General features: G+C 70.0%; 3 protein-coding genes. 2 read left to right on the plus strand and 1 reads right to left on the minus strand.

Annotation, left to right across the window (positions count from 1 at the left end; genetic code table 11):
* A partial coding sequence (locus AB0G02_RS33265) for a hypothetical protein (protein WP_360802234.1) occupies positions 1-259 on the plus strand: 259 nt, incomplete at its 5' end.
* 97 nt (positions 260-356) lie between these two features.
* Here the strand turns inward: AB0G02_RS33265 and AB0G02_RS33270 are convergent.
* Positions 357-1799 (minus strand): FAD-dependent oxidoreductase, encoded by a 1443-nt coding sequence (locus AB0G02_RS33270; protein ID WP_360802237.1) that lies wholly within the window; start codon positions 1797-1799, stop codon positions 357-359.
* A gap of 358 nt (positions 1800-2157) precedes the next feature.
* On the opposite strand from AB0G02_RS33270, the gene AB0G02_RS33275 reads away from it, so the two are divergent.
* Complete coding sequence (locus tag AB0G02_RS33275) at positions 2158-2952, plus strand: class I SAM-dependent methyltransferase (RefSeq protein WP_360802240.1); 795 nt, start codon at positions 2158-2160, stop codon at positions 2950-2952.
* The last annotated feature ends 119 nt before the right edge of the window (positions 2953-3071 follow it).

Raw genomic sequence — 3071 nt, forward strand, 5'->3', positions numbered from 1 at the left:
GGAGGTCGACGGCCGGATGGAGCGCCGCGACCCCAGCATGGAGATCGCCGGCAACACGACCGGGACCGCGGACGTGCCCGGGGTCGGTGCGGTCGAGCGCGTCGTCGAGGGCGATCCGACGCTCATCGTGACCGACACCGTCGAGCTGGCGGTCCGGCGTCGCCTGGACGCGGACGCCGGGCTCACCGGTGCCACGCTGGTCGGCACGTGGCCGGGTCAGGCGACACCGGTGCCCCTGGCGTCCGCGACTCCTCGCTAGGACCGTTCCGCGCGCCGGCCTCCGTCCACCCGCCGGCGGCCGTCCGAGCGCTGGCCGCCGTTCGAGCGGTCGGGACCGTGCGTGCGGCGGGGACCGCTCAGTCCTTCCAGGGCATCTCGTTGCGCAGTCCCTCGTGGATCGCGTAGGCGTTCTTCACCGCGGCCTTGAGCGCGCCCTCCACCCACCGCCGGTGCCGGCGGTCGCAGGCGTCGTTGGCGAACCACACCCGGTTCACCGGCCGGATCACGTCGTCGTAGAACGCCTCGCTCATCTCGCACGCCCGGAACAGCGGGCCGATGCCGCAGGCGAACCAGTCGAGCGCCCAGTCCTTGTAGACGCCGAACTCGAAGGTGTCCCGCGCCTCCGGGTGGATCTTGACCAGGTCCTCCAGCGCCTGCATCACGCTCTCCTCGCCGGCCAGCGGCGTGTACGGCATGCTGTCCTGCTCCCAGCAGTACGACGCGATCATCACGCCCTTCTTGTACCGCGTGTCCTGCCCGGCGGGCGGGTAGACGATGTTGCGGATCGCCAGGTCGGTCACGGTCAAGCCGTGCGTGATGCCGTACGAGGTCTCCCACCACCGTTCGCTGAACTGCATGAACAGCTTGTGCGCGCGGCCGTAGTAGGTGTTGCGGATGGCGTACCACTTGTCCGGGTCGAGTCCCTCGATCTCCATGTGCCGCAGGCTGGCGAACGGCACGGTCACGATGCACTCGTCCGCGACGACGGTCTGCGAGCGGCGGCCGGCGCGGTAGTGCACGCGCACCTCGGAGTCGGTCTGGTCGACGCCGTGCACCAGCGCGCCGAGCCGGATGTCGTCCATCAGGAACGGCTCGAACGCCCTGGGCAGCGTGTCCGCGCCGTCCTCGATGTAGACGAGCTGGCCGAACACGTCCTCGTAGTAGTGCGAGAACCACTCCAGCAGCGAGAAGTGGTACCGGCCCTCCAGGTTGAACAGCGGCCCGAGCATCGACAGCGCGCCGTCACTCAGGCCGCGCTCCTTGAGGTAGCCGAGCAGCGTGTACCGGTCGTAGTCGGTCAACAACCGGTGCCACGCCTTCGCCTCGTCCTCGTTCTCGACGATGTCGATGAGCGGTTGCACGGTGTGCCGCAGCAGGTCGTGCGGCGCTTTGTCGGCCTCGCCGGGCAACAGGTCGAAGGTGAACCGGTCGGCGCTGAAGTCCCGCCGCCGGACGCCTTTCCCCTGGAGGTAGACGAAGGTGTCCTCGTCGTACATGGGGAACGGTTTGGTCGCGAGCTTGAACTTCTCGTCGATCAGGTACGAGACCAGCGGGTGCTGTTGCGGGAACCGCATCGCGCCGAACTCGCCGTACATGTCGCCCGCGAAACCGCGGTAGGTGAGGATGCGCCCGCCCAACCGGTTCTGACCTTCGAGGATCGTCACCTCGTGGCCCGCGTCCTTCAACATCATGGCGGCGGTCAGCCCGGCCATGCCGGCGCCGATCACCACGATGCGCCGACGCGGCGCGGAACTCTCCGGCAACCCTTCCTTGAGCAGGTCGAGAACGTCCAACGCCATGGGAACCACCTCACACCCGATCGACCCCGCGGTGATCCCCGCGGATTGCGCGCGATCCCGCGGATCACGCAGAAGAGGTGGCCATCCTCGGTTCCCGACCGTACTCGGCAGGACCACTGCGGGCCACGCCCTGATGGGGTGAGCCCCCGTTTGCCGAATTGCCGGGAAAAGCGTCCTGATCCGACGTCCGATGTCGACGGACCGTGGCGAATGGGGCGGTCCGTCCACCTGACGGGTGGTCCTCCCGGAAATGCGCGGGCCCATCCGGCGGCTCGAATCCACCGGTCCGCCGCCACCGCCCCGGCCAGACCGCATCAGTCACTGATCACGAAGAGCGGGGAGCACTAGCCTTACCGGGGTGGACCGATCGGAGATCTTCGACATCGCGCACCTGCGCCATCCGATCGCGGCACCGGTGGCGCCCGACCGGTTGCGCGAGCTGGTCGGGTGGTTGAGCCCCGCCGACGGCACCCGCGCGGTCGACCTCGGCTGCGGTGAGGGTGAGTGGCTGCAGCGGGTGCTGCTGGACCATCCGGCGACGACGGGCGTCGGGATCGACCACGTGCTGCCGGCCTCGGCCGCCCGGCGCACCGGCGAACGCGGGCTGACGGACCGGGTGCGCTGGATCGAGGCCGACGCCGCCACCTGGAGCGACGGGCTCTTCGACGTGGCGCTCTGCGTCGGCGCCCGGCACGCCTTCGGAGGGTTGGAGGACATGCTGGTCGCCGTCCGGCGGCACCTGCGCCCCGGCGGTCAGGCGCTGGTCGGGGAGATGATCTGGGAGGGGACCCCGTCCGAGGCGGCGCTGGCCGCGCTCGGGCTCCCGGCCGACTCCGTCCCCGACCTCGCCGGCCTGGTGCAGGCCTTCCACCGGCACGGGTTCGAGCCGTCCTTCGGGCATGTCAGCACGCCGACCGAGTGGGACGACTACGAGTTCAGCTGGACCGGCTCGCTCGTCGACTGGGCCGTGCGGTCGGCCGAGACCGTCGAGGACCGTGAGCAGGCGCTGGCCGCTGCCCGCGAGCACCGCGACACCTGGCTCGGCGGCTTGCGGCGTGAACTCGGGTTCGCCACCTTCGTCTTGCACGACGTCCGCCCGGGCCGGTCCGAGGCGCCATCGGCTGCTGATCACGACCTGCGGCCGGAGCATTAGGCCCCGACTTCCAGCACGATCTTGCCGGTCGTCGCGCCGGCTTCGATGCGGTGGTGGACGTCGATCGTGCCCGGCGATGAGCAGCGTGACGCCGAACGACACCAGCTCCTCCTCGGTGA

The organism is Actinosynnema sp. NPDC023658 (assembly GCF_040639995.1).
Classification (GTDB): domain Bacteria; phylum Actinomycetota; class Actinomycetes; order Mycobacteriales; family Pseudonocardiaceae; genus Actinosynnema.